General features: G+C 74.6%; 2 protein-coding genes. One reads left to right on the top strand and one right to left on the bottom strand.

Going from position 1 to position 1,934, the window contains the following annotated elements:
* Nucleotides 1-1,310, top strand: a 1,310-nt coding sequence (locus tag ACFWEK_RS21240; protein WP_430555327.1) for an extracellular solute-binding protein, incomplete at its 5' end; no start/stop codon positions are given.
* 4 nt (nt 1,311-1,314) lie between these two features.
* On the opposite strand, the gene ACFWEK_RS21235 is transcribed toward ACFWEK_RS21240, so the two are convergent.
* Entirely contained in the window at nt 1,315-1,827 is a 513-nt protein-coding gene (locus ACFWEK_RS21235) for a histidine phosphatase family protein (protein WP_430555326.1), read from the bottom strand.
* Between the last annotated feature and the right edge of the window lie 107 nt (nt 1,828-1,934).

Raw genomic sequence — 1,934 nt, 5'->3', positions numbered from 1 at the left:
GGCTCAGGCAGGTCTGCCTGACGGCGGCGGTGCTGGCGCTGACGACGACGGCGGCGGCGTGCGGCTCGACGACGGTGCCGGCAGCCGAGCCGGACACCTCCTCGGGCCCGCCGGTCGCGGGCCTCACGGCCTGGTCGCTCTCCGGCGGCAGCGACATCGTGCTGGAGCGGTCGTTCGAGAGCTGGAACGACGACCACCCCGACCGCCGGTTCGAGGTGGGCTGGCTCGAGAACGACGTCTACAAGGACGAGATCCGGGCGGCGATCGACGCGGGCACGGCGCCGACGCTCGTCTACGGCTGGGCCGGGAGCGACCTCGCGGGGTACGTCGCCGACGGGGACGTCCTCGACCTCACGGGCCGGGTGGACGCCGCGCTGGACAAGGCGCTGCCCTCCGTCGCGAAGAACGGCACCGTGGACGGGCGCACGTACGCCGTCCCCGCCAACCAGACCCAGCCCGTGCTGCTCTATCACAACGCGGACGTGCTGAAGCGGGCCGGCGTCGAGCCGCCGGAGACCTTCGACGACCTGCTCGACGCCGTTCCCGTGCTCCGGGAGGCGGGCGTGCGGCCCGTCGCGCTGGCGGGCGGGAGCCGCTGGCCCGAGCTGATGTACCTGCAGTACCTCACCGACCGCATCGGCGGGCCCGAGGTCTTCCAGCGCGTCGTCGCGGGCGAGCCGGGCGCCTGGTCCGACCCGGCGCTCCTGGAAGCGCTGCGCAAGATCCGCGCGCTCGTCGACGCCGGGGCGTTCGGCGACGACTTCACCGAGGTCACGGCGGACTCGAGCGGTGACGTCGGGATGCTCGTGTCCGGGAACGCGGCGTTCCTGCTGCAGGGGGCGTGGATCTATCCGGACCTCGTCACCTCCATGCCGGAGCTCGTCGCCGCGGGCGGCATCGGCTTCGGCGCGTTCCCCACCGTGGCGGGCGGGGTCGGCGACCCGGACAACGTGGTCGGCAACCCCGCGAACTTCTGGTCGGTGTCCGCCTCGGCGTCGCCGGCGGACCAGCAGGCGGCGATCGACTTCCTCAACGCGGAGACGTACTCCGAGCGGGCGGTCGACACGTTCCTCACGGTCCGGACCGTGCCGCCCGTGCGGGGGATCGACGAGCGCCTGACGCACGGCGACAGCGCGGAGTACCTGCGTGCCGTGTACGAGATGGTCGACTCGGCCCCGCACTTCCAGCTCTCCTGGGACCAGGCCGTCCCGCCCGACCAGGCGGCCGCGCTGCTCGACCACCTGCATCAGGTGTTCACGGGCGAGCTCGACCCCGAGGGCTTCGTCGACGCCATGAACGACACCCTCTGAGCGGTCATCCGCCCAGGTCGACGGTGACGACGTCGGGGAGCCGCAGCCCGAGCCAGAACTCCCCTGCCGGCGGACCCGGGGCGACGTGGCCGGTCGCGACCAGCCAGGCCGTGAGCACCATGCCGTGGGTCGCGACGACCAGGTCGCCGCCGCCGGCGTGCTCGCGCACGGCGTCGTCGAAGCGGCGGGCCGCGTCCGCCGCGGACTCCCACCCGTCGTGCCGCGCGTCGGGGGCGCCCTCGACCCAGGCGCGGCGTGCCTCCCGGAACTCCGCGGAGACGGGCTCGGGCGGGCGCCGGACCTCCCCGAACCGCGGGTCCGTGGGGACGTCGGCGCCGCCGAGCGCGAGGGAGAGCGTCTCCACCGCCTTGCGCTCGTCGCTCGCGACGGCGTGCGCGCCGTCCGGGAGCCGGAGCCCGCGCGCCGCCGCGTGGCCGGCCGCCGAGAGCGGCCAGGCGTGCGGGGGCACGTCGTCGGACACGTGGGGGGCTGCATGACGGACGACGGTGACGCGCACGGGGCCAGTCTGCCCGTGCCTCGCGGACCGACGACCTTCCTCCGGGCACCGAGCTCGACATCGGACGACTGAGCGTTCAACGCGGCAGTTCTTGCTCGGCGCGGCAG

Origin of the sequence: Isoptericola sp. NPDC060257, from assembly GCF_042726645.1 — a bacterium.
Classification (GTDB): Bacteria; Actinomycetota; Actinomycetes; order Actinomycetales; family Cellulomonadaceae; genus Isoptericola; species Isoptericola nanjingensis.
This window is presented reverse-complemented; position numbering and strand designations above follow the sequence as displayed.